General features: G+C 64.1%; 23 protein-coding genes. 12 read left to right on the top strand and 11 right to left on the bottom strand.

Going from position 1 to position 20,818, the window contains the following annotated elements:
* Nucleotides 1-131 precede the first annotated feature (131 nt).
* The 3 genes from cueR to FAZ97_RS09135 all read left to right on the top strand — a co-directional run bounded on the left by cueR (nucleotide 132) and on the right by FAZ97_RS09135 (nucleotide 1,597).
* Entirely contained in the window at nucleotides 132-557 is a 426-nt protein-coding gene (gene cueR / locus FAZ97_RS09145; RefSeq protein ID WP_158758158.1) for a Cu(I)-responsive transcriptional regulator, read from the top strand.
* 297 nt (nucleotides 558-854) lie between these two features.
* Nucleotides 855-1,001, top strand: a complete 147-nt coding sequence (locus tag FAZ97_RS09140; RefSeq protein WP_158758157.1) for a DUF3563 family protein — start codon at nucleotides 855-857, stop codon at nucleotides 999-1,001.
* A 230-nt stretch (nucleotides 1,002-1,231) separates the two neighbouring features.
* Nucleotides 1,232-1,597: a hypothetical protein gene (locus FAZ97_RS09135; RefSeq protein ID WP_158758156.1), complete on the top strand. Its 366-nt coding sequence runs from the start codon at nucleotides 1,232-1,234 to the stop codon at nucleotides 1,595-1,597.
* Nucleotides 1,598-1,632: 35 nt separating this feature from the next.
* On the opposite strand, the gene FAZ97_RS09130 is transcribed toward FAZ97_RS09135, so the two are convergent.
* A complete protein-coding gene (locus FAZ97_RS09130) occupies nucleotides 1,633-2,478 on the bottom strand; it encodes a 23S rRNA (adenine(2030)-N(6))-methyltransferase RlmJ (RefSeq protein WP_158758155.1) in 846 nt (281 codons plus the stop codon).
* Between the two features lie 242 nt (nucleotides 2,479-2,720).
* Nucleotides 2,721-3,692: a potassium channel beta subunit family protein gene (locus tag FAZ97_RS09125; protein ID WP_158758154.1), complete on the bottom strand. Its 972-nt coding sequence runs from the start codon at nucleotides 3,690-3,692 to the stop codon at nucleotides 2,721-2,723.
* Between the two features lie 273 nt (nucleotides 3,693-3,965).
* Between FAZ97_RS09125 and FAZ97_RS09120 the strand changes: the two genes are divergently transcribed.
* Both FAZ97_RS09120 and FAZ97_RS09115 read left to right on the top strand, forming a co-directional pair.
* Complete coding sequence (locus FAZ97_RS09120) at nucleotides 3,966-4,769, top strand: 3-hydroxybutyrate dehydrogenase (protein ID WP_158758153.1); 804 nt, start codon at nucleotides 3,966-3,968, stop codon at nucleotides 4,767-4,769.
* Nucleotides 4,770-4,798: 29 nt separating this feature from the next.
* Nucleotides 4,799-6,076 carry a DUF3734 domain-containing protein gene (locus FAZ97_RS09115; RefSeq protein ID WP_158758152.1) on the top strand — a complete coding sequence of 426 codons (1,278 nt, stop codon included), beginning with the start codon at nucleotides 4,799-4,801 and terminating at the stop codon, nucleotides 6,074-6,076.
* A 111-nt stretch (nucleotides 6,077-6,187) separates the two neighbouring features.
* On the opposite strand, the gene FAZ97_RS09110 is transcribed toward FAZ97_RS09115, so the two are convergent.
* Nucleotides 6,188-7,387 (bottom strand): amino acid aminotransferase, encoded by a 1,200-nt coding sequence (locus FAZ97_RS09110; RefSeq protein ID WP_158758151.1) that lies wholly within the window; start codon nucleotides 7,385-7,387, stop codon nucleotides 6,188-6,190.
* 326 nt (nucleotides 7,388-7,713) lie between these two features.
* On the opposite strand from FAZ97_RS09110, the gene uvrB reads away from it, so the two are divergent.
* From uvrB to FAZ97_RS09080, 6 genes are all read left to right on the top strand, one after another.
* Nucleotides 7,714-9,795, top strand: coding sequence for an excinuclease ABC subunit UvrB (gene uvrB, locus FAZ97_RS09105; RefSeq protein WP_158758150.1), 2,082 nt, complete (start codon nucleotides 7,714-7,716; stop codon nucleotides 9,793-9,795).
* 313 nt (nucleotides 9,796-10,108) lie between these two features.
* Nucleotides 10,109-10,657: an iron transporter gene (locus tag FAZ97_RS09100; protein WP_158758149.1), complete on the top strand. Its 549-nt coding sequence runs from the start codon at nucleotides 10,109-10,111 to the stop codon at nucleotides 10,655-10,657.
* 82 nt (nucleotides 10,658-10,739) lie between these two features.
* Entirely contained in the window at nucleotides 10,740-11,093 is a 354-nt protein-coding gene (locus FAZ97_RS09095) for a cupredoxin domain-containing protein (RefSeq protein ID WP_199272047.1), read from the top strand.
* Nucleotides 11,094-11,145: 52 nt separating this feature from the next.
* The gene (locus FAZ97_RS09090) at nucleotides 11,146-11,991 is read left to right on the top strand and encodes an FTR1 family iron permease (protein ID WP_158758148.1); all 846 of its coding nucleotides are present in this window, start codon (nucleotides 11,146-11,148) and stop codon (nucleotides 11,989-11,991) included.
* Nucleotides 11,988-13,415, top strand: coding sequence for a 4Fe-4S binding protein (locus FAZ97_RS09085; protein WP_158758147.1), 1,428 nt, complete (start codon nucleotides 11,988-11,990; stop codon nucleotides 13,413-13,415). Before FAZ97_RS09090 ends, FAZ97_RS09085 begins: the two co-directional genes overlap by 4 nt.
* Nucleotides 13,416-13,560: 145 nt before the next feature.
* Nucleotides 13,561-13,968: a GlcG/HbpS family heme-binding protein gene (locus FAZ97_RS09080; RefSeq protein ID WP_158758146.1), complete on the top strand. Its 408-nt coding sequence runs from the start codon at nucleotides 13,561-13,563 to the stop codon at nucleotides 13,966-13,968.
* Between the two features lie 338 nt (nucleotides 13,969-14,306).
* Here FAZ97_RS09080 and hemP read toward each other — a convergent pair whose 3' ends face one another.
* The 4 genes from hemP to FAZ97_RS09060 all read right to left on the bottom strand — a co-directional run bounded on the left by hemP (nucleotide 14,307) and on the right by FAZ97_RS09060 (nucleotide 16,687).
* Nucleotides 14,307-14,567 carry a hemin uptake protein HemP gene (gene hemP / locus FAZ97_RS09075; protein ID WP_158758145.1) on the bottom strand — a complete coding sequence of 87 codons (261 nt, stop codon included), beginning with the start codon at nucleotides 14,565-14,567 and terminating at the stop codon, nucleotides 14,307-14,309.
* 179 nt (nucleotides 14,568-14,746) lie between these two features.
* Nucleotides 14,747-15,232 (bottom strand): SRPBCC family protein, encoded by a 486-nt coding sequence (locus FAZ97_RS09070; RefSeq protein ID WP_158758144.1) that lies wholly within the window; start codon nucleotides 15,230-15,232, stop codon nucleotides 14,747-14,749.
* 38 nt (nucleotides 15,233-15,270) lie between these two features.
* Nucleotides 15,271-15,669, bottom strand: coding sequence for an OsmC family protein (locus FAZ97_RS09065; protein WP_158758143.1), 399 nt, complete (start codon nucleotides 15,667-15,669; stop codon nucleotides 15,271-15,273).
* Between the two features lie 136 nt (nucleotides 15,670-15,805).
* Nucleotides 15,806-16,687, bottom strand: coding sequence for a pirin family protein (locus FAZ97_RS09060; RefSeq protein WP_158758142.1), 882 nt, complete (start codon nucleotides 16,685-16,687; stop codon nucleotides 15,806-15,808).
* A 121-nt stretch (nucleotides 16,688-16,808) separates the two neighbouring features.
* On the opposite strand from FAZ97_RS09060, the gene FAZ97_RS09055 reads away from it, so the two are divergent.
* Nucleotides 16,809-17,849 carry a LysR family transcriptional regulator gene (locus tag FAZ97_RS09055; protein ID WP_233271557.1) on the top strand — a complete coding sequence of 347 codons (1,041 nt, stop codon included), beginning with the start codon at nucleotides 16,809-16,811 and terminating at the stop codon, nucleotides 17,847-17,849.
* 451 nt (nucleotides 17,850-18,300) lie between these two features.
* On the opposite strand, the gene FAZ97_RS09050 is transcribed toward FAZ97_RS09055, so the two are convergent.
* The 4 genes from FAZ97_RS09050 to FAZ97_RS09035 form a co-directional block, all read right to left on the bottom strand.
* The gene (locus tag FAZ97_RS09050; RefSeq protein WP_158758141.1) at nucleotides 18,301-18,720 is read right to left on the bottom strand and encodes an ExbD/TolR family protein; all 420 of its coding nucleotides are present in this window, start codon (nucleotides 18,718-18,720) and stop codon (nucleotides 18,301-18,303) included.
* An 18-nt stretch (nucleotides 18,721-18,738) separates the two neighbouring features.
* Nucleotides 18,739-19,485 (bottom strand): MotA/TolQ/ExbB proton channel family protein, encoded by a 747-nt coding sequence (locus tag FAZ97_RS09045; protein WP_158758140.1) that lies wholly within the window; start codon nucleotides 19,483-19,485, stop codon nucleotides 18,739-18,741.
* A gap of 47 nt (nucleotides 19,486-19,532) precedes the next feature.
* Nucleotides 19,533-20,264 carry an energy transducer TonB gene (locus FAZ97_RS09040; protein ID WP_158758139.1) on the bottom strand — a complete coding sequence of 244 codons (732 nt, stop codon included), beginning with the start codon at nucleotides 20,262-20,264 and terminating at the stop codon, nucleotides 19,533-19,535.
* 288 nt (nucleotides 20,265-20,552) lie between these two features.
* On the bottom strand, nucleotides 20,553-20,807 hold the full coding sequence (locus FAZ97_RS09035; protein ID WP_158759109.1) for a (2Fe-2S)-binding protein: 255 nt from the start codon (nucleotides 20,805-20,807) through the stop codon (nucleotides 20,553-20,555).
* Nucleotides 20,808-20,818: the final 11 nt, after the last annotated feature.

Here is a 20,818-nt window from a genome sequence, read left to right as displayed (position 1 = left end):
AGATTGAGGCTTCCTACTACTCGATATGAGGCCGCCGGCGGATTATGCCAGCCGGCGCCGCTTGTCGCGCTGGACCTTCCCATCATGGGAAGGTGTAGGATCAACGCATTGACCAAAAGCGGGAGAACGGCGTGAACATCGGCGAAGCAGCGCGCGAATCGGGCGTCACGGCAAAAATGATTCGTTACTACGAAAGTGTCGGGCTGCTGGCGCCCAAAGGGCGCACGGAGTCCGGCTACCGGGTCTATGGCGCGGAGGAGGTGCATTCGCTGCGCTTCATCCGTCAGGCGCGCCGGCTCGGCTTTCTGGTGGACGACATTCGGCGCTTGCTGGCGCTCTGGCACGACCGCTCGCGCGCGAGTGCCGAGGTCAAATCGATCGCGCTCGAACATGTTGCCGAACTCGACCAGCGCATTGCCGAACTGTCCCAGATGCGCGACACGCTCGCCCATCTGGCCTCGCACTGCCAGGGCGACGACCGCCCTGATTGCCCGATCATCGAACGGCTTGCCGACTGCGTGACGGTGGATTGCCACGAGCCCGGCCACACGCACTGAACATAGGTGCAACCGCGGTGGGCAAATTGACGCAACCTCATTGGCTGCGCGCACCATTATTGTGCGAGTGCATGCGACTGTCGCCAAGCGCCTGCGAAATTGCTGAAAAATGTGCCGATAAAACATGATGTTGCCGATTCGCCTCTCACCATCATTCCAAAATGGAATGCACGGTATTCGGGCAATTCACTAGCAAAGTTCGGTGCAACCGTTATAATGCGGGTTATCCCTTATGAGGGTTATCCCTGATGCGAATTCACCGGGGATCGCCGAACCGAATCCTTGGAGCACACCATCATGTTTGCATTCCTTCTTGAAAAGCTGAGCAACTGGTTTGAAACTGCTGAACGTCGTCGCCGCGAAGCGTATCTCGCATCGTCGGCCGATATCGTCCAACTCGAACAACGCATTCGTTCGATCGAGTCGAACGGCTACTCGCTGTAAGCCGGCGCAGTAAGCCAAATCTGACCGGGTCTCGATCCGGTGAGGGCAGCACAGTCTCCAGCCCCGCATTGGCGGGGCTTTGTCATTTCTGCACCGCCGCTGGAGCAGAGTCTGAGCCTTCCCACCGCGGTAAGGTAAAGTCTTTTTTGCGATAAGCCGTCATAGCAATAGTGTCGCTATCTCTCCGGGGGCCGTTCATGGTGCAAGACCGCATTTCCCATCGCACATTTGTGTCGTCTCGTCGCGCGCTGCAATGTTTCACCGTTGCGCGTGCGGGGCTTGGCCTGATCACCGTCGTCATGGCGTGCGCCAGCGCCAGCGCGCTTGCGGGGCAGCCGCTGATTCTGGATACGCAAAGAGGGATTAGCGACGGTCAGCCGGGCGTGGTGCTGCAAAACGCGCCGCTCTCGCACGAACCGATGGTTCAGGCGGCGCAGCCGGCGGGTCTCGCGCCGGATTCATCGCAGCCCTATGTCGTCGCGCCGTATGTCGAAGTGCAGCAGGGCGGCGGGCGGCCGAATCCGCCTCCGCGCCCGCCGCGTCCGCCTCATCGCTCAACACCGCCGCTTCCCCAGCCGTTACCGTCCGGGCAGTGACTCAGTTCGCGTAGGGGTGAAGCGGGCCGTGCCGCTCAGTCGCCGCGCGATTCGATCTTGAACTGGGCGCCAGCGTCCTGGCCGAGCGTTTTCACGAGCCAGGGCAGCGCCTCTTTCATCGTCGCTTCGAGCGTGTAGGGCGGGTTCAGGATGAACATGCCGCTGCCGTAGAGGCCGAAGCCGTCTTCGGGCGGATTGCTCACTGAAAGCGTGAGGTGCAGCCAGTTTTTGTCCTGCAGTCGCTTGAGTTGCTCCGGGAAGCGCTGCGATTCGGGGCGCGTGACCTGCGGATACCAGACCGCATAGGTGCCATTCGCGAAGCGCGTGAGGCTTTCCTCGACGCACGTGAGCGTGCGTGCGTAGTCGCGCTTGTCCTCGAAAGAAGGGTCGATCAGCACGAGCGCACGGCGCGGCGGCGGGGGCAGGAGTGCCTTGATGCCGTCGAAGCCGTCGCCGGCGTAGATCATCACGCGGCGCCCCGCGTCGTGGAAGCGGTGGCGCAGCACGTCGATTTCCGTGCTGTGCAATTCGAAGAGCCGCATGCGGTCCTGCTCGCGCATGAGACGCCAGGCGAGATAGGGCGAGCCTGGGTAGAAGCGCAATTCGCCGTCGGGGTTCAGCGCCGCCACTTCGTCCACGTAGTCCGCGAGCGCCCCAGGGAGGTCGTTGCGGCCCCACAGCTTGCCGATGCCCGTGTCGAACTCGGCGTTCTTCGTGGCGTAGCCTTCGCGCAATGCATAGGCGCCGGCACCCGCGTGGGTGTCGATGTACCAGTACGCCTTGTCCTTCTTGCCGAGGTAATGCAGCAACTGCACGACGACGGCGTGTTTCAGGACATCGGCATGATTGCCGGCGTGGAAGGCGTGACGGTAGCTCAGCATGATGGACGGGACACGAGGTCCGGTGAGAACGGGGAAGACGGCGGCGGCGCGACTGCTGCGCCGCCTGCGGCATGCGCCGCTACCGGGTTAGCGGCGCGCGCAGCGAGGCCGCGTATTGTACGCCACCGCAAGTACGCCACCGCAACGAATCACCCGCAATACGTCAACTGCCTGGATGCGCTCACGCGTGCGCCCATCCGACGGCGGAGCGCGCGCTGCGCGTTCCGGGCATGCGCGAGACGTCAGTCGTAAGCGTCGCCGACGATGGCCTCGATCTGCGCCTTGATGTCCGGCGTGATCTTTTCCGCCACGTCGCGCGCCTTCATGTTTTCGCCGATCTGCTCGATACGCGAGGCCCCGGTGATGATCGTGCTGACGTGCGGATTCTTCAGGATCCACGCGAGCGCCAGCTGCCCCACCGAACAGTCGAGCTGTTTGGCGAACTCAGCGAGCTTGCCGACGATCGCGTTCTTGTCAGGATCGGTGACATTCTTGCGCAGCCAGTCGTAGCCCTGCAGTTCCGCGCGGCTGCCCGACGGCACGCCGCCGCGGTACTTGCCGGTAAGCAGGCCCGAGGCGAGCGGGCTCCAGGTGGTGAGGCCGAGGCCGATGTCCTCGTAGAGGCGACGGTATTCGTCTTCCACGCGCGTGCGGTGGAACAGGTTGTATTGCGGCTGCTCCATGACCGGCTTGTGCAGGTGATGGCGCTCCGCGATTTCCCACGCGGCGCGGATTTCGTCGGCGCTCCACTCCGACGTGCCCCAGTAGAGCGCCTTGCCGCGCGTGATCATATCGCTCATCGCCCAGACGGTTTCCTCGACCGGCGTGTTCGGGTCGGGGCGGTGGCAGAACACGAGATCGACGTAATCGAGCTGCAGCCGCTTGAGCGAGCCGTCGATGGCGTTCATGAGGTACTTGCGGTTGAGCGTGTGGTACTGGTTGGGCGCTTCGTTCAAGCCCCAGTAGAACTTGGTCGACACCACGTAGCTCACCCGCGGCCACGCGAGCTCCTTGAGCGCCTGTCCCATGAGCTCTTCCGACTTGCCGCCGGCATAGGCCTCGGCGTTGTCGAAGAAGTTGATGCCCGCGTCGCGCGCCGCTGCGAGCGATTCGCGCGCGAGCCTGGCGTCGACCTGGTTTCCGTAGGTGACCCACGAGCCGATGGACAGTTCGCTTACCTGCAGGCCTGAGCGGCCCAGTCGCCGATAGTTCATTAACGCCTCCTTGTGAGCCGATAAAGCTAGCACGACTTGGCCATTATTGCTGAACGGCCTTGCGCCGGCATGGCATGCCGCATTGCGCCTTGCACCGCGGCGAAAATCTCTTTTGCTTGTCCTGCTCGATGCTTCGACGAGACGTGTTCATGCACAATAGCCCGGTTGGCCGCGACGCAACATCTGGCCGGACGGCATAAGCCATTCGTCAGGTTTGACGGCGCGCGCGCCGAGGTTTCATCCTGTCCCGTTCACTCACCTGGAGGTGCCCCGATGTCGTCTCTCTCACTGAACACGAAACTCGATGGCAAGGTCGCAGTCGTTACCGGCGCGGCCAGCGGCATTGGCAAGCAGATCGCCCTCACGCTCGCGCAGGCGGGCGCCGCGGTCGCCATCGCCGACCTGAACCAGAGCGGCGCGGACGCCGTGGCCGAAGAGATCAAGGGCGCGGGCGGCAAGGCCATCGGCGTCGCCATGGACGTCACCAATGAAGACGCCGTGAACCAGGGCATCGACCGCGTCGCGGCCGAACTCGGCCCGGTCGACATCCTCATCTCCAACGCCGGCATCCAGATCGTGAACCCGATCGAGAACTACGCGTTTTCCGACTGGAAGAAGATGCAGGCCATCCACGTGGACGGCGCATTCCTCACCACCAAGGCGGTGCTCAAGCACATGTACCAGGACGACCGCGGCGGCGTGGTGATCTACATGGGCTCGGTGCACTCGCACGAGGCGTCGCCGCTGAAGTCGGCCTATGTCGCGGCCAAGCATGCGCTGCTCGGCCTCGCGCGCGTGCTCGCCAAGGAAGGCGGCAAGCACAACGTGCGCTCGCACGTGGTGTGTCCGGGCTTCGTGCGCACGCCGCTCGTGGAAAAGCAGATTCCGGAACAGGCCAAGGAACTCGGCATCTCGGAAGAGGAAGTGGTCAAGCGCGTGATGCTCGGCGGCACGGTGGACGGCATCTTCACGACCGTCGAGGATGTCGCGCAAACCGTCCTGTTCCTCTCGGCGTTCCCGAGCGCCGCGTTCACGGGCCAGTCCTTCGTGGTGAGCCACGGCTGGTTCATGCAATAACGCAGGCATCGAGCGCAGGAGGCGCAGCAATGGCGCAACGCAAGAAGGGGCAGGTCCAGTCGAGCGCGGTCGACGACGAGGTCGGCGCGCATACCGGTGCACATTCCGGCGCGCAGGTCGGTCACGCTTCGCAGCCGCATGTTTCGCAGTGCGGCCCGCAGGCCAAAGCGTGGGAAACCATCGCGCTCACGCTGCAAGGGGGCGGTGCGCTCGGCGCGTATCAGGCGGGCGTGTACGAAGGCCTCGTCGAGGCCGGCATTGCGCCGAACTGGATCGCGGGCATTTCAATCGGCGCGCTCAATACCGCGATCATCGCAGGCAATGCGCCGGAACATCGTGTGGCGCGTCTGCGCGAGTTCTGGGAGACGATCTGCCAGCCGGCCTACAGCTTCCCGTTGCCGTCCTTCGTCGAGCATGCGCTCTTCAATTCGAATGCCGCCGTGCGCAAGACGTTCACGGCCATGCAGGCGGCAGGCGCGATCGTGGAAGGGCAGAAAGGCTTTTTCGTGCCGCGCTTTCCGCCGCCGCTGCCCCATGGATCGGGTTCGCCCGAAACGGCCAGCTACTACGACACGAAGCCGCTCAAGGCGACGCTGGAACGCCTGTGCGACTTCGAGCGCATCAACTCGGGCGAAACGCGCGTGTCGGTGGGCGCGGTCAACGTGGGCAGCGGCAACTTCGTCTACTTCGACAACAAGACCACGAAGCTGCGCCCCGAGCATTTCATCGCCTCGGGCGCGTTGCCGCCGGGCTTCGCGGCGGTGGAGATCGACGGCGAGTACTACTGGGACGGCGGCCTGATGTCGAACACGCCGCTCTACGAGGTGATCCAGACCACGCCGCGGCGCGACACGCTCGCGTTCCAGGTCGATCTCTGGAGCGCGCGCGGGCCGGTGCCCGACAATCTCATCGACGTGCAGGGCCGCGTGAAGGACATTCAGTATTCGAGCCGCACGCGTCTCGTGACCGACATCCTGCAGCGCTCGCAGCGTTATCGGCATGTGCTGCGCGAGGTGCTCGATCGCGTCGCGCCCGAGCATCGCAATGACCCGTGGGTTGCGCTGGCGGACGAGCTTTCGTGCTCGAAGAAGTACAACGTGATCCACCTCATTTACCGGCAAAAGGAATACGAGGGGCACTTCAAGGATTACCAGTTCGGCACCTCGACCATGCGCGAACACTGGGCAAGCGGCTTGCAGGATATCCGCGCCTCGCTCGCGCAGCCGGGCTGGCTCGAAAAGCCCGATAACGACTCGGGTTTCGTCACGCACGATATCCATCGCGACATGCGCGGCCACGGCGCCTGAGTTTTTCGTCGCATTCGCCAAAGAAAAAGGCGTCCGTTCGGAAAGAACGGACGCCTTTTTTATCGCGTCGGCGCGCCGCGTTACAACGGCGCATAGTGACGACGAACGACCTTACTTCAGCACTTGTGCGACTGCGCTTGCCACGACGTCGAGGTTGCGCATGTTCAGCGCGGCCACGCAGATGCGGCCCGTGCTCACAGCGTAGATGCCGAACTCTTCACGCAGGCGGTCGACTTGCGCCGCCGTCAGGCCCGAGTACGAGAACATGCCGCGTTGCACGTTGATGAAGTTGAAGTCACGGTCCACGCCGGCGGCCGTGAGGCGCTCGACGAGGCCCGTGCGCATTGCGCGGATGCGGTTGCGCATTTCGCCGAGTTCCGCTTCCCACATGGCGCGCAGGTCGGCCGAGCCGAGCACGGCTGCGACCACCGAGCCGCCATGCGTCGGCGGGTTCGAGTAGTTCGTGCGGATCACGCGCTTGAGTTGCGAGAGCACGCGCGACGATTCTTCCTTGCTGCTCGTGAGGATCGACAGCGCGCCCACGCGCTCGCCGTACAGCGAGAACGACTTCGAGAACGACGACGAAACGAACACGTTGAGTTCCGAAGCGGCGAAGAGGCGCACGACTTCGCCGTCTTCCGCGATGCCGTCGCCGAAGCCCTGATACGCGATGTCGAGGAACGGCACGAGGTTGCGCGCCTTCACGACTTCGATGATCTGCTTCCATTGGTCGGTCGTGAGGTCCACGCCGGTCGGGTTGTGGCAGCACGCGTGCAGCACGATGACGGTGCCGGCGGCGTAGCCGTTCAGCGCGGTGAGCATGCCTTCGAAGTTCACGCCGTTGGTCTGCGCGTCGTAGTACGGGTACGCGACGACTTCGAAACCTGCGCTTTCGAACAGCGCGCGGTGGTTTTCCCAGCTCGGGTCGCTGATCGCGACCTTGGCGTTCGGGTTCACGCGCTTGAGGAAGTCGGCGCCGATCTTCAGCGCCCCCGTGCCGCCCAGCGCCTGCGCCGTGACGACGCGGCCCGCGGCGATCAGCGGCGAATCGTCGCCGAGCAGCAGCTTTTGCACGGCGGCGTCATACGCGCCGAGACCTTCGATCGGCAGATAGCCACGCGGCAGACCGGCTTCCACGCGCGCCTTTTCTGCTTCGCGCACCGCGCGCAGCAGCGGAATCTTGCCTTCTTCGTTGGTGTACACGCCCACGCCGAGGTTCACCTTGGTCGCGCGCGCATCGGCGTTATAGGCTTCGTTCAGACCCAGGATCGGGTCGCGGGGGGCGAGTTCGACAGCGGAAAAGAGGGACATGATCGTTCGGCAAAAGTGAAGGAAGATCGGATGGGCCACATGCTGCACCGGCCACGGAACTCGCTATTGTAACGAATCCTCAAGCCGGATTTCCGCGGATTTGCCATTCTCCGCGCCGCTTTCAGGGCTATTTCGGGCACGATTGGGCGATTTCTGGACCGTCCCCGCCTGAGCGTTCGCCGTCGCCGCGATGCGCGGCCCTTGCAGTGCCGCCGTTGCGCCCCATGTATGTCTGTCCCCACCTCGTCTCGCCCCAAGGCTTGCCCATCGGCAAGATTCTGCAAGACGCTAGAATAGTTGTTTGCTCCGCGCACAGGATGCCCCCCATGTCCGACCACACCGTCGCCGACGCGAGCGCGCTCGACGAGTCGAAATTCGTCCAGTACGAAGGCTCGCCGTTCCAGCTCTACCAGCCGTACCTGCCGGCCGGCGACCAGCCGACGGCCATCGAAACGCTCGTGGAAGGCGTTGAGGACGGCCTCTCGTTCCAGACGCTCCTCGGCGTGACGGGCTCGGGCAAGACTTACACGATGGCGAACACCATCGCGCGCCTCGGCCGCCCGGCCATCGTGTTCGCGCCGAACAAGACGCTCGCCGCGCAGCTCTACGCCGAGTTCCGCGAGTTCTTTCCGCGCAATGCCGTCGAGTACTTCGTCTCGTACTACGACTACTACCAGCCGGAAGCCTATGTGCCGCAGCGCGATCTCTTCATCGAGAAGGATTCGTCGATTAACGAGCACATCGAGCAGATGCGGCTTTCGGCCACCAAGAGCCTGATGGAGCGGCGCGACGTCGTGATCGTCGCGACGGTTTCGGCGATCTACGGTATCGGCAATCCGTCCGAGTACCACCAGATGATTCTGACGCTGCGCCACGGCGATCGCCTCGGCCAGCGCGACGTCATCGCGCGCCTGATCGCCATGCAATACACGCGCAACGAGCAGGACTTCCAGCGCGGCACGTTCCGCGTGCGCGGCGACACCATCGACATCTTCCCGGCTGAGCACGCCGAAATGGCCGTGCGCGTGGAGCTGTTCGATGACGAAGTGGAAACGCTGCAGCTCTTCGATCCACTGACGGGCCGCGTGCGCCAGAAGATTCCGCGCTTCACGGTCTATCCGTCGTCGCACTATGTAACGCCGCGCGAGACCGTGCTGCGCGCCGTCGAAACCATCAAGTCCGAATTGCGCGAGCGTCTCGAGTTCTTCCATACGGAAGGCAAGCTCGTGGAGGCGCAGCGCCTCGAGCAGCGCACGCGCTTCGATCTGGAAATGCTTCAGGAGCTGGGCTTCTGCAAGGGCATCGAGAACTATTCGCGGCACTTTTCGGGCGCGCTGCCCGGCGAGCCGCCGCCCACGCTCGTCGATTACCTGCCGACCGACGCCATGATGTTCCTCGACGAGTCGCACGTGCTGATCGGCCAGTTCAACGGCATGTACAACGGCGACCGCGCGCGCAAGGAGAATCTCGTCGATTACGGCTTCCGGCTGCCTTCGGCGCTGGACAATCGGCCGCTCAAGTTCAACGAGTTCGAGCGCAAGATGCGCCAGGTCGTGTTCGTCTCGGCCACGCCCGCCGACTACGAAAAGAAGGTGACGGGCCAGATCGCGGAGCAGGTCGTGCGGCCCACGGGCCTCGTCGACCCGGTGATCGAGGTGCGGCCCGCGTCGACGCAGGTCGACGACGTGCTCGGCGAGATCAACGAGCGCGTGGCGGTGGGCGAGCGTGTGCTCGTCACCACGCTCACCAAGCGCATGGCCGAGCAGCTCACCGAGTTCCTCTCGGACCACGGCGTGAAGGTGCGCTATCTGCATAGCGACATCGACACGGTCGAGCGGGTGGAGATCATCCGCGACCTGCGTCTGGGCACGTTCGACGTGCTCGTGGGCATCAACCTGCTGCGCGAAGGCCTCGACATTCCCGAGGTCTCACTCGTGGCGATTCTCGACGCCGACAAGGAAGGCTTCCTGCGCGCCGAGCGCTCGCTCATCCAGACGATCGGGCGCGCCGCGCGTAACGTGAACGGCAAGGCGATTCTCTACGGCGACCGCATCACCGACTCGATGCGCCGGGCCATCGACGAAACCGAGCGCCGCCGCGCCAAGCAGATCCACTTCAACGAAGAGAACGGCATCGTGCCGCGCGGCGTGGTCAAGCGCATCAAGGACATCATCGACGGCGTCTACAACGTCGACGAAGCCCGCGCCGAGTTGCGCGAGGAGCAGGAGCGCGCGAAGTTCGAGGACATGTCCGAGAAGCAGATCGCCAAGGAAATCAAGAAGCTCGAAAAGCAGATGATGGACTACGCGAAGAACCTCGAATTCGAGAAGGCTGCCCAGACGCGCGATCAGCTCGCGGTGCTGCGTCAGCGCGTGTTCGGGGCGAACGTGGGCGACCATCCGATCTGAGCGCCAGACCCTCGAGGCGGTGGGGCGTGTTCGCGCCGCACCTGCCTGCGCCCACTTCATACCCTGCCTGTCCCAATCGAATACCCTTCGTCATTTTCGGCCCTGAAACCGGACCGTCAGCCGCCGTAAGCCCACGTTAACAAAACGCTGCTAAAACCCTGTCGCGGTTGGGTTTTCCGCGGCTCTGAATTTGTCCCTCATCGGCATCGGTGTTAAACTTCGCCATTATTGAGAATTGTTCGCATTAGCGTTATTACACAGACGCAGCGAATGTAGGTCGGATGTAACCCTCATATAAAAATCAGGAGTTTCGATGCGGATTCACTCTCTCTTGCGCGGCACTGCCGTCATCGCGGCCGCCACGGCGGCATTGGCGGCCAACGCGGCTGAATACCCGATCGGCAAGCAGGCAATCCAGGGCGGTATGGAAATCGGCGCGGTCTATCTGCAGCCGATCACCATGGAGCCGGAAGGCATGATGCGCAAGGCCTCGGATTCCGACATTCACCTCGAATCGGACATCCACGCGGTCAAGAACAACCCGACCGGCTTCGCCGAAGGCGACTGGATGCCGTATCTGCAGGTTCACTACGAACTCACCAAGCCGGGATCGAGCTACGTGCAAAAGGGCGACCTGATGCCGATGGTCGCCAACGACGGCCCGCACTATGGCGACAACGTCAAGCTCGCCGGTCCCGGCAAGTACCACCTCAAGCTGATCGTCGAAGCGCCGATGCAAACGGGCCACATGGCGTTCGGCCGTCACGTCGACAAGGAAACGGGCGTGGGCCCGTGGTTCAAGCCGATCACGCTGGAATACGATTTCCCGTTCGCGGGCATCGGCAAGAAGGGCGGTTACTAAGTCTTCATCCGGTAGCTCGGGCGGCGGCGCGCATCTCGTGTAGCGCCGCCGCATGAATGGCAGCAAGGAGCAGGTAAAACCAATGACTGGAAAGCGGAAGTTTGCGGCGCTCGCGCTCAGCGCGTCTTTTGCAGTGTCGCTGGCGGGCGTGGCCACGGTGGCGCACGCCGAAGATCTGCCCACGTTCAAGCTCGAAATGACCGACGGCAAGCTGAACCCCGCACGCATCGAAGTGCCGGCGGGCAAGCGCATCAAGATCGAGGTGCGCAATACGGGCAAGGGCGCGGCGGAGTTCGAGAGCGTTCAGTTGCGCAAGGAAAAGGTGCTGGCGCCGGGCGCGGACTCGTTCGTTGTGATCGCGCCGCTCGATCCGGGCGAGTACAAGTTCTTCGACGATTTCCACCAGCAGGCGCAGGGCGTGATCGTAGCCAGGTGAGTGGTGCGAAGTAAGGCCGCCGGCGTGTAGCGCCGGTAGCAGGAGGTGTTGAATGGGTCAGGTGATGTTCATCGTATGGCGGGAGAGCGTCGAGGCGCTGCTCGTCGTCGGGATTCTTTATGCGTGGCTGAAAAACGGCGACGCGGATGCGCGGCGCGGCGTGCCGTACCTGTGGGGCGGCGTGGCGCTCGGCATCATTGCCGCCGTCGCGCTCGGCGCGGCGCTGGTCGGCTTCACGGAAGTGCTTTCGGGCGACGCGCAGGACTACTTCCAGACCGGCATGGTGCTGGTGGCGTGCGTGCTGATCGTGCAGATGGTGTTGTGGATGAAACAGCACGGCCGCACGCTCAAGCGCGAGATGGAAGAGTCGCTGGAAAAGAGCACGCGCGACGCGAACTGGTGGGGCGTGACGATTCTCGTCGCGCTGGCCATCGCGCGTGAAGGCAGCGAGACGGTGATCTTCCTCTATGGCCTCGGCTTCGGCCAGTCGGGCCACGTGGACGCGAGCCAGTATCTCGCGGTGCTGATCGGCCTCGCGCTGGCGTTCCTCACGTTCTATCTGCTGCAGCTGGGCGGCAAGATCTTCTCGTGGCGGCATTTCTTCCGCGTCACCGAGATCATGCTGCTGTTCCTCGGCGCGGGGCTGTTCCAGACCGGCGTGGACAAGCTGATCGACAAGGAAATCCTGCCGACCATCGTCGACCAGGTATGGAACTCCTCGGCGATCCTCGACGACTCGAGCACCTTCGGCTCGCTCGTTGCGACGCTCACGGGTTACCGCGCGCATCCGGCGCTCATGAACCTGATCGCCTACGCCGTGTACTGGCTCGTAGTGTGGTTCCTCGTGCGGCGCGCCACCGGCCGCGCGGGCGCGGTTGCGAAGAGGAAGGCAGCATGAGTTGTGCATCCGCTCGCCCGACGCAGGCACACGGGCGCCCTGGCAAGCTCGCCCAGGCGGGCCAGTGGATGCAACGTCACGGCGCGGCGATCCGCGCCGTGCAGTGGGTCGTCGTCGCCGTCTACGCATTCCTGATTCTCGTGCCGGCGGTGATGCCGCTGCCCGGCGACACGGCGCACCTGTGGAGCAATCTCACGCTCGCGGCGCAGTTCGTGTTCTGGGGCATCTGGTGGCCGTTCGTGCTGCTCTCGATGGTGCTGCTCGGCCGCGTGTGGTGCGGCGTGCTCTGCCCCGAAGGCGCGCTCACCGAGTTCGCCAGCAAGTTCGGACGCGGCCGCGCGATTCCGCGCTGGATGCGCTGGGGCGGCTGGCCCTTCGTGGCCTTCGGACTCACCACGATCTACGGTCAGATGGTGAGCGTCTACCAGTACCCCAAGGCGGTGCTGCTGGTGCTGGGCGGCTCGACGCTCGGCGCGATGGTGATCGGCTTTCTGTACGGACGCGAGAAGCGCGTCTGGTGCAAGTATCTTTGCCCCGTGAACGGGGTTTTTGCGCTTCTGGCGCGTCTCGCGCCGTTTCGCTTCAAGGTCGACGAAGACGCCTGGCGTAACTCCTACACACACGGCGAACACGGCGGACATCGCGTGATTCCCGTGAACTGCGCGCCGCTCGTACCGCTGCGCAACATGAAGGGTGCCGCGCAATGCCACATGTGCGGACGCTGCAGCGGCCACCGCGACGCCATTTCGCTCTCGTGGCGCTCGCCCGCGGAGGAAGTGGTCGAGCTGGGCGACAGCCAGGCGAACCCGTGGGATACCGCGCTGATTCTCTACGGCTTGCTCGGCGTGGCAATTGGCGCGTTCCACTGGACGGGCTCGCCGTGGTTCATCGGCATCAAGCAGTGGCTCGCCGGTTGGCTCATCGACCGCGATATCACCTGGCCGCTCGACACCAACGCGCCGTGGTTCCTGCTAACGCATTATCCGGAGCAGAACGACGTGTTCTCGTGGCTCGACGGCACAATGATCGTCGGCTATATCGTCGCCACGGCGCTCGTCTATGGCACGGCGCTGCTCGTGATCCTCGCGGGATCGACGGCCGTGCTCGGGCGTTTCGAGATGCGGCGCCTGCATCACTTCGCGCAGTCGCTGATACCGCTTGCCGGGGCAGGTGTGTTCCTCGGCCTCTCGGCCACGACGCTCTCGCTCCTGCGTGCGGAGCACGTGCCGCTCGACTGGGCCGCGGAGGTACGCATCGCGATTCTCGTCATCACGAATCTCTGGAGCGCCTGGCTCGCGTGGCGCGTGACGGGCCGCTACAGCTCGCGGTTCTGGCAGCGCGCGCTCGCGCTTGCGGGCTTCGCGCTCGCGCTCGCCGTGGTGGACAGCGCGTGGTGGCTCATGTTCTGGGGCTGGGTGCGTTGACGTTTCTTCCGCCGCTTCTTCGTCTGCCGCTGATATAGCCGACATACAAGGCGGCGGCGCGTCGCGGCGCAAGTCTGGGTTACTCTGAAAGACCGGGTTGGCGTGGGACAGGCCAAACCCGGTTTTTGACTTTTCGGAGAGACGCATGCGAACGCGAGCAGTACTGACCGATGAAGACGTGATCCGGGTAGCCGACGCAGCCGTTGCGCACGCCCGCGCGAATGAATGGAATGTGACGATCGCCATCGTCGATGATGGCGGCCATCTGCTGTACCTGCGCCGGCTAGACGCCGCCGCGCCCATCACCGCCGAAATTGCCGTGGCCAAGGCCCGCACCGCTGCGCTCGGGCGCCGCGAGAGCAAGGTCTATGAGGAGGTCATCAAGCAGGGGCGCACGGCGTTTCTCAGCGCGCCGCTCACCGGCATGCTGGAAGGCGGCGTGCCCGTGACCGTGAACGGCGATGTCATTGGCGCGGTGGGGGTATCGGGCGTGAAGTCCGACCAGGATGCGGCGATTGCGCGTGCTGGCATCGTGGCGCTTGGGGTCGAGTAGGCGCATTTGTCGATGCGCTTGGCGTCGCCAGAAAAACAAAAGCCGCGGACCTGTGCCGCGGCTTTTGTTCGGGGCGCGTAGCCCGGGCGGCTCACGCTTCGCGCGCCGCCCCGTGCTTTGCATGGGACCGGAGTCAGCGCTAAAGCGCCAACTCCGGATCGATACAGCTGTGAGAACAAAAAAATGGCGTGGCTTGCTTCGACGGCTGGCTTGAAGCTTGAAGGATGTCTGCACGAAGGGGTCTAGATCTCGCGTGCAAGCCGTCGTTGCTGGCTAATGCCCCAACGCCTCTCAGAGGAGGCGGTCCCCACAATACCCGGTTGAAACCTCGCGGTTTCCTATTTCGTCAGGATCAGCTTGCCGAGCCGGGTGGCCCGCAGCTGATACGTCTCGCCGTTGTGCATGATGCTCACATGGCTGCGGCCTTGCAGCAGCGCCGCGCTGTCCAGCTTGCGCTCATCGCTTGCCGTGGCGACCGCCGGTTCGGCGGTCTTGCGCGGCTGCGGCTGTGCGACGGCCGGTTTGGGCCGCGCGCTGGTCAATGCCGAACTGCCGTTGCGGCGCAAGCTTAGCGTGGAGGTGCGGTTCAGTTCGGTCATGAACGTGACGTCTTTGTCTCGATTCGATGGAATGATTCTAAATGATAATCGTTCACATTTACAACTGCGAGATATTCATCGAAATTCAGCGTCGATAGTCAGAGCCGAATCGAAGTGCGGCGTCATGAATTGGCGTTTGCCGATCCGAGCAGGGCGGGCCGACAAACGCCGGGGGGACTTCAGTGCAGCGCGTTAGGCGCGCTGCCGTTGCCTTGCACGAACTGGCGGATGAGCCGCACGGTGTCGATATCCGACTCGCGATAGGCCGACTTCACGATCTCGGAAGTCTGCCGGTCGTCCTCGGTATCGGCGGTCGGCAGTGTCGTGCGGTACTCGAAGCGCAGAAAGAGCTGCAGCGGGTCGGGCTGCTCGATCGTCATCGTGAGCGAGCCGCCCACGTACTCGGCCGTCGCCATGATGTCGTAGCGCACGCTCTCGTTGGGCGTGAGCGTGACGCGGTCGCGTACCGTGGCGTGGCCATAGTGCAGTTCGCGCTCCATCGTGCTTCCGGTGCGCGAGAGGATCGTGCAGCTGTCGAGCCCGATCACGAAGAGCTGCGGCTGCTCGGCGCGCAGCACGAGCCCTTCCCAGAGCTGCTCGCGCGACATGGCCTCGACGAGCGGATTCAGCGGATCGTTGATCTGGATGAGGTGTTCGAAATTCAAGTCGGCGCCTTCCTGTGTCTGTGTCCTTGCGCCGCCGCTCAAGCGACGGCGAGACCCGTGCGGATCGCGATCGTGTTCGTGAGGACCTTGTGGACCGGGCAGGCGTTGGCGATCTGCAGCAGGCGCTCGCGCTGCTCTTCGGTGAGCGTGCCTTCGAGCACGATCTGGCGGTCGATCTTCGTGCCTTCGCTGCCGGTTTCCATCGTGAGCTTCACGCGTACGCCTTCGAGCGGCCACTCCTTGCGCTGCGCGTACATCTTCAGCGTGATGGACGTGCAGGCGCCAAGGCTCGAGAGCAAGAGCGAGAAGGGCGACGGTCCGCGGTCGCCGCCGCCTAGCGAGGCGGGTTCGTCCGCGATCCAGGTGTGGGTGCCGTCGTCGAACTGGACCTGATAGTTCGTCGAGCCAATGTGTGCGGTGACTGCGGGTTCGGCCATGCGCTCCTCGCGGGCGGGACGGTTAAAGAGGGACGGGCGCGCGACCTGCGGTGCGCGCCCCGGAACCCTTATTGTGACGGAAAGCGGGCCGCCCTGTGGCGATCTGACAGAACCGGCTGCGACGCTCGCCCCGGGGTCAGTGAGCGATGCGTCCCATGCGCCCGGCCTGATAATCGAGCACGGCCTGGCGGATTTCCTGCTCCGTGTTCATCACGAACGGGCCGTAGCGTACGACTGGCTCGTTCAGCGGCACGCCGCCGATCAGCAGCACCTCGAGCGGCGCGCTCGCGTCAGCCGGGGCGGCGAGCGTGACAGTGTCGCCGTCGCTCGCGAAGGTCACCATCTGCTGCGCATCGATGGCTTGCGACTCGGGGCCGTACAGACCCGTGCCCGAGAGCCCGTATGCAAACACGCGATACTCGCTCGGCACCGGCTGCTCCACGCGCGCGCCGGGCGCGAGCGTGAAGTGCTGGTAGAGGATCGGCGTGCGCGTTTCGATCGCGGCCTTCACGCCGAGCGCCTCGCCGGCGATCACCTTCACCGAAACCTTGCCGTCCTTCGAGCGACCCACCGGAATCTGCTCCGTGGGCAGTTCCTGGTAGCGCGGCGCCATCATCTTGTCGCGGGCGGGCAGGTTCACCCACAGCTGCAGGCCATGCATGCGGCCGCCCGTGCGTGTGAATTCGGGGTCGGGCATTTCGCTGTGAATCACGCCCGCGCCGGCCGTCATCCATTGCACGTCGCCGGGGCGCAGCGTGCCCGAGTGGCCCGCCGAGTCCTTATGGCCGAAGCGCCCCTCGACCATATAAGTGACGGTTTCGAAGCCGCGGTGCGGATGGTCGGGCGCGCCCTTGGCCTCGCCGGGCGCGTAATCGACCGGGCCCATTTCGTCGAGCAGCAGGAACGGATCGAAGTCCATCAGCTGGCGGGTCGGGAACGGCCGATGGACGATGAATCCGCCACCCTCGGTGGTGCGAACCGCGGGATAAACGCGTTCGATCGTGCGGGTCGTGGTCATGGATCTCACCTCGAATTGTGGGAATTGCGTTATATGCGAAACAAACCGCTATTATAGGTAGCCAATTTGGCCTGTTTTACGGCCTCATCGCAATGGATTGTCCCATCGCTGGAACGACGACATGAAAATCGATTCGCATAACCTCAACGACCTGATGTACTTCTCGCAGGTGATCGAGCATGGCGGATTCTCGGCCGCCGAACGCGTGCTCGGCATCTCGAAGTCGCGTCTGTCGCGGCGGGTGAGCGAACTCGAGGCCTCGCTCGGCGTGCGGCTGTTGCAGCGCTCCACGCGCAAGCTCGCGCTCACTGAAGCGGGCGAGCTGTTCTACGAGCATTGCCGTGCGATGCTTGCCGAGGCGCAGGCCGCGGTGAACGTCGTTCAGTCGCTGCGCTCGTCGCCGCGCGGCACGGTGCGCGTCAGCGTGCCGGTCACGCTTTCGCAGACCATCTTTTCGCAGATCATTCCAGAGTTCATGCATCGCTATCCCGAGGTGCGGGTGGTGATGCGCGTGACGAACCGCGTGATCGACCTGTTCGAAGATTCCGTGGATATCGCGCTGCGCGTGCGCTCCGAGCCGCCGCAGAACGCCAATATCGTGGTGCGGCCGCTGTGGCGCACCGAGCAGATGCTGGTGGGCGCGCCGAGCCTGCTTTCGCAGAACGCGCCGCCGCTCACGCCCGAGGACCTTTCGCGCTTCGAAACGCTCGATACGCCCACGGGCGACGGACGCCACGTGTTTCAGCTCATCGCACCCGATGGCACGCGTCATTCGCACGAACACGAGCCGCGCCTCATCACCGCGGATCTCACGACGATCCGTGAGGCCGCATTACAGGGCCTTGGCATCGCCGCATTGCCGGAGATGATGTACGGCGCCGCGCTGCGCACGGGCAAGCTTTCGCCCGTGATGCCGGGCTGGACGCTGCCGGTGCCGCAACTCTATGCCGTATTTCTCTCGCGTCAGGGCATGGTTCCCGCCGTGCGCGCCTTCGTCGATTACCTCGTGGAAGTGCTCGATGCCGATAAGAGCTTGCAGCAGGAGTGCCCGCTGAGGACCGACGTCGCCGCGCTCATGAAGCAGGGCGAAGGGCAGGGCGCTGCGAGCGCGACGGGTGAGCTGCCGCGCAAGAAGTCCGCGAGCAGGATCGAAACTGCCTGAAGCTTTGCGAACATGCACGGGCGTGCGCTTGTATGAAGCTTGATACTTAAGCGACGAAATTGCGCATGACGTGCAGCGTCTTTCGGCCTTTGTTTGGAGTGCCATTTGTTTTTAGGCATTCAAGCGCGGTCAGCCATCGCTACTTTCAATGGCCTAACTCTTGTAGGCGCGAAGCGAGAGGAATATATTGAAGTCCTTCTCGCCAAGCACCGGTCTTGAGCGGGAATTGATGGCCGCTATCATAGTGGGCCTTCAGGGCCGAAAGCGCAGTCCGTGTTGCCCACGGCAGTCGCATGTGCCGGTGTGAACCGATCGATTGTCGGGGAGTCGCCGCCACCGCCCGAATGCGCCGCGTGCGCACGAAAAAAGGCCTTCATCTGACGATGAAGGCCTTTTACTTTGTACCGCTGAATTAAGCGTGCTGCGCGCAGTGACGCTTGCAGCGAGCCGCTCAGCGATGCGCCGGATCGGTGACGAAGCCCAGCTTCGTCAGGCCGCCGCTCTGTGCCGCGGACATCACCTGCGCAACGCGCTCGTATTGCACCTTGCGGTCCGCGTTCAGATGCAGTTCCGGCTGCGGCGTGGTCTGTGCCGCGGCGGCGATCTTCTGGTTCAGCGCCGCGTCGTCCACTTGCGTGCCGTCCCACAGCACCGTGCCGTCCGCTTCGATCGAGATATTGATCTGCGCGGGCTTCGCGTCTTCCTTCTGGCTGCTCGCGTGCGGCAGGTCGATCTTCACGGCGTGACGAATCACGGGAATCGTCACCATGAAAACAATCAGGAGAACCAACATGACGTCGACGAGCGGCGTCATGTTGATTTCGTTCATCAGGCCATCGTCGTCGTCGCTGGCAAAGGGGCTCATCGCCATGATGCTTGCCTCCGCTCTTTAGTGGCTGCGCGCAGCGACACGCAGGTTGCCCGTGCTGCCTTCCTTCGCCTGGCCGCGGGCCGTCGAGGAGAGGCGCGCGCCCGTCACGAAGAAGGCATGCAGGCCGTGCGCGAAGCGGTTGAGCTTCGAGACGATCGCCTTGTTGGCGCGGGTGAGGGCGTTGTAGCCCAGCACGGCGGGAATCGCGACGAACAGGCCGAATGCGGTCATGATGAGCGCTTCACCCACGGGGCCGGCCACGGCGTCGATCGAGGTTTGACCCGTCGCGCCAATCGTAAGCAGTGCGTGATAGATGCCCCACACCGTGCCGAACAGGCCGACGAACGGCGCCGTGCTGCCGATCGAGGCGAGAATGGCGAGGCCGCTTTGCATCTTCGCGACCGACTCGTCCATGGTGTCCTTCAGGCAGCGCGTGACCCAGTCCGACACGTCCATGCGGTCGTGCAGATGCGGCTGCGTCTGGTGATGGTGATCGGCGGCTTCCTGGCCCGACAGCGCGAGCGCGAGGAACGGGTTGTCTTCGGGCGAGCCGCTGCCGAGTTTCTTCACGCCGTCGGCGAGATCGTCCGAATGCCAGAACTGCTGCTCGGCATTCTTCGTGAGGCGCTTGAGTCGCGCGACGTTCCAGCCCTTCACGACGATCACGCACCACGACAGCACCGACATGATCAACAGCGCGAGCGCGATGCCGCGCGTCACGAAATCCCCTTGCGCCCAGACGTGGGCGATACCGTAGTTCTGCATTCTTAGTCCTCTTTATTCAATTCATGAAAGCGTGTGACTTCAGCCGGTCAATCGTTCAGGCTGAACTCGAATGGTTGCGTGTAGGCCGCGCGGACGGCTTCGCCGTTTTCCAGGTACGGCTTGCACGAGCTTTGGCGCATCGCGTCGAGCGCGGCGTCGTCGAGACGGGCGGAGCCGCTCGACTTCTTCAGCTCGATGTTCTCGATCTTGCCGGTCAGGCCCACGACGAAGTGCACGAAGGCCGTGCCGGTTTCGCCGCGCCGGCGCGAGAGCGTCGGATAGTCGGGTTGCACGATGCGGCAGTCGAGGTGCGATACGTTCTTCGGCGCCGAAAGCGCCATGGTCGGCTTGGCGTCGGTGGCCGCGGCGGCTTGCGGTGCAGGCGCGGGCGGCGTGGGAGCCGGCGGCGTAGGCGTGGCTGGAGCGGCCGACTCGATCGCGTGCTGCGAAGGCGCTTCGGCCACGGGCAGCGGGGTCGGCTTGGGCTTGGGCTGAACCTTCGGCTTCTCGCGCGTCACGTGCGGGACCGGCTTGGGCGGTGGCGGCGTGGGCGTGGACTGAATCGCGGCAGGGGCGGCGACCGGCTCGGGCTTGAGCAGTTCGGCCGTCATCGTCTGCGACTGGAGTGCGACGGGCGTCACGGGTTCGCGCTTCATCAGCACGACGCCGATGAGCGCGGCATGCAGCGCGACCACGATCGCGCTCGCCGTGACGACACGGCGATTGACGCGAACGGTGGAAAGCGGCAGCGTGCCAGCGGTGGTTTGGAAAGCCTGCATGTTTAGCGTGGCCGCCATGCGGACAGCGGCGAGCAGGCGAACCGGCGCGTCGTGTCGGGCAGCTTTATTTGCGAAAGATCAACAGCGAAATGCACAGCGTCGTTACGAATCCGATCAGCAATTCCATCACGACCTCCTATGAGGGTCACGAGCGGTAGCTGGCTGGTCGGAAGACGGGCTTGCTGTCGGCGGCGAGTTGATGTCCGCGGCGCCTGACATGCGAGGCGCCTCTGGCTAAGCGGGCGGACGGAGCGGGCGCGCATCGGTGGCCGGATGCGCGCCATGACTTCAGGCAGCCTTGCGCTCGTAAAACGTGAGCGGAACCGCATGGGGCACTGCGGCGGGGAGCGCCGGTTGCATCACCCCGCAGCGGCTCGCGCAGACACCGCTTTGCGCCATCACGTCACGAACGGATTCTTCGCACTTGCCGCAGCAGGTCGCGACGCCGAGTTCGAACTGCAGCTCGTCGAAAGAATCCATGCCTTCCTGGATGGAGGCGCGGATCGTCCGGTCGGAGACGGATTTGCAAACGCAGACAATCATGATGGACCGCA

This window comes from Paraburkholderia acidiphila (genome assembly GCF_009789655.1).
Classification (GTDB): domain Bacteria; phylum Pseudomonadota; class Gammaproteobacteria; order Burkholderiales; family Burkholderiaceae; genus Paraburkholderia; species Paraburkholderia acidiphila.
The sequence above is the reverse complement of the archived record's forward strand: the minus strand, read 5'-3'. Positions and strand labels throughout refer to the sequence as shown.

Coding starts and splice junctions, on each gene's coding strand:
- FAZ97_RS09110 (WP_158758151.1), bottom strand. CDS start 7,387: ATGTCCCTCTTTTCCGCTGTCGAACTCGCCCCCCGCGACCCGATCCTG.
- FAZ97_RS09095 (WP_199272047.1), top strand. CDS start 10,740: ATGACTGGAAAGCGGAAGTTTGCGGCGCTCGCGCTCAGCGCGTCTTTT.
- FAZ97_RS09115 (WP_158758152.1), top strand. CDS start 4,799: ATGGCGCAACGCAAGAAGGGGCAGGTCCAGTCGAGCGCGGTCGACGAC.
- FAZ97_RS09065 (WP_158758143.1), bottom strand. CDS start 15,669: ATGGCCGAACCCGCAGTCACCGCACACATTGGCTCGACGAACTATCAG.
- FAZ97_RS09085 (WP_158758147.1), top strand. CDS start 11,988: ATGAGTTGTGCATCCGCTCGCCCGACGCAGGCACACGGGCGCCCTGGC.
- hemP (WP_158758145.1), bottom strand. CDS start 14,567: ATGACCGAACTGAACCGCACCTCCACGCTAAGCTTGCGCCGCAACGGC.
- FAZ97_RS09080 (WP_158758146.1), top strand. CDS start 13,561: ATGCGAACGCGAGCAGTACTGACCGATGAAGACGTGATCCGGGTAGCC.
- FAZ97_RS09060 (WP_158758142.1), bottom strand. CDS start 16,687: ATGACCACGACCCGCACGATCGAACGCGTTTATCCCGCGGTTCGCACC.
- uvrB (WP_158758150.1), top strand. CDS start 7,714: ATGTCCGACCACACCGTCGCCGACGCGAGCGCGCTCGACGAGTCGAAA.
- FAZ97_RS09045 (WP_158758140.1), bottom strand. CDS start 19,485: ATGCAGAACTACGGTATCGCCCACGTCTGGGCGCAAGGGGATTTCGTG.
- FAZ97_RS09140 (WP_158758157.1), top strand. CDS start 855: ATGTTTGCATTCCTTCTTGAAAAGCTGAGCAACTGGTTTGAAACTGCT.
- FAZ97_RS09130 (WP_158758155.1), bottom strand. CDS start 2,478: ATGCTGAGCTACCGTCACGCCTTCCACGCCGGCAATCATGCCGATGTC.
- FAZ97_RS09120 (WP_158758153.1), top strand. CDS start 3,966: ATGTCGTCTCTCTCACTGAACACGAAACTCGATGGCAAGGTCGCAGTC.
- FAZ97_RS09055 (WP_233271557.1), top strand. CDS start 16,809: ATGAAAATCGATTCGCATAACCTCAACGACCTGATGTACTTCTCGCAG.
- FAZ97_RS09100 (WP_158758149.1), top strand. CDS start 10,109: ATGCGGATTCACTCTCTCTTGCGCGGCACTGCCGTCATCGCGGCCGCC.
- FAZ97_RS09040 (WP_158758139.1), bottom strand. CDS start 20,264: ATGCAGGCTTTCCAAACCACCGCTGGCACGCTGCCGCTTTCCACCGTT.
- FAZ97_RS09035 (WP_158759109.1), bottom strand. CDS start 20,807: ATGATTGTCTGCGTTTGCAAATCCGTCTCCGACCGGACGATCCGCGCC.
- FAZ97_RS09125 (WP_158758154.1), bottom strand. CDS start 3,692: ATGAACTATCGGCGACTGGGCCGCTCAGGCCTGCAGGTAAGCGAACTG.
- FAZ97_RS09090 (WP_158758148.1), top strand. CDS start 11,146: ATGGGTCAGGTGATGTTCATCGTATGGCGGGAGAGCGTCGAGGCGCTG.
- FAZ97_RS09050 (WP_158758141.1), bottom strand. CDS start 18,720: ATGGCGATGAGCCCCTTTGCCAGCGACGACGACGATGGCCTGATGAAC.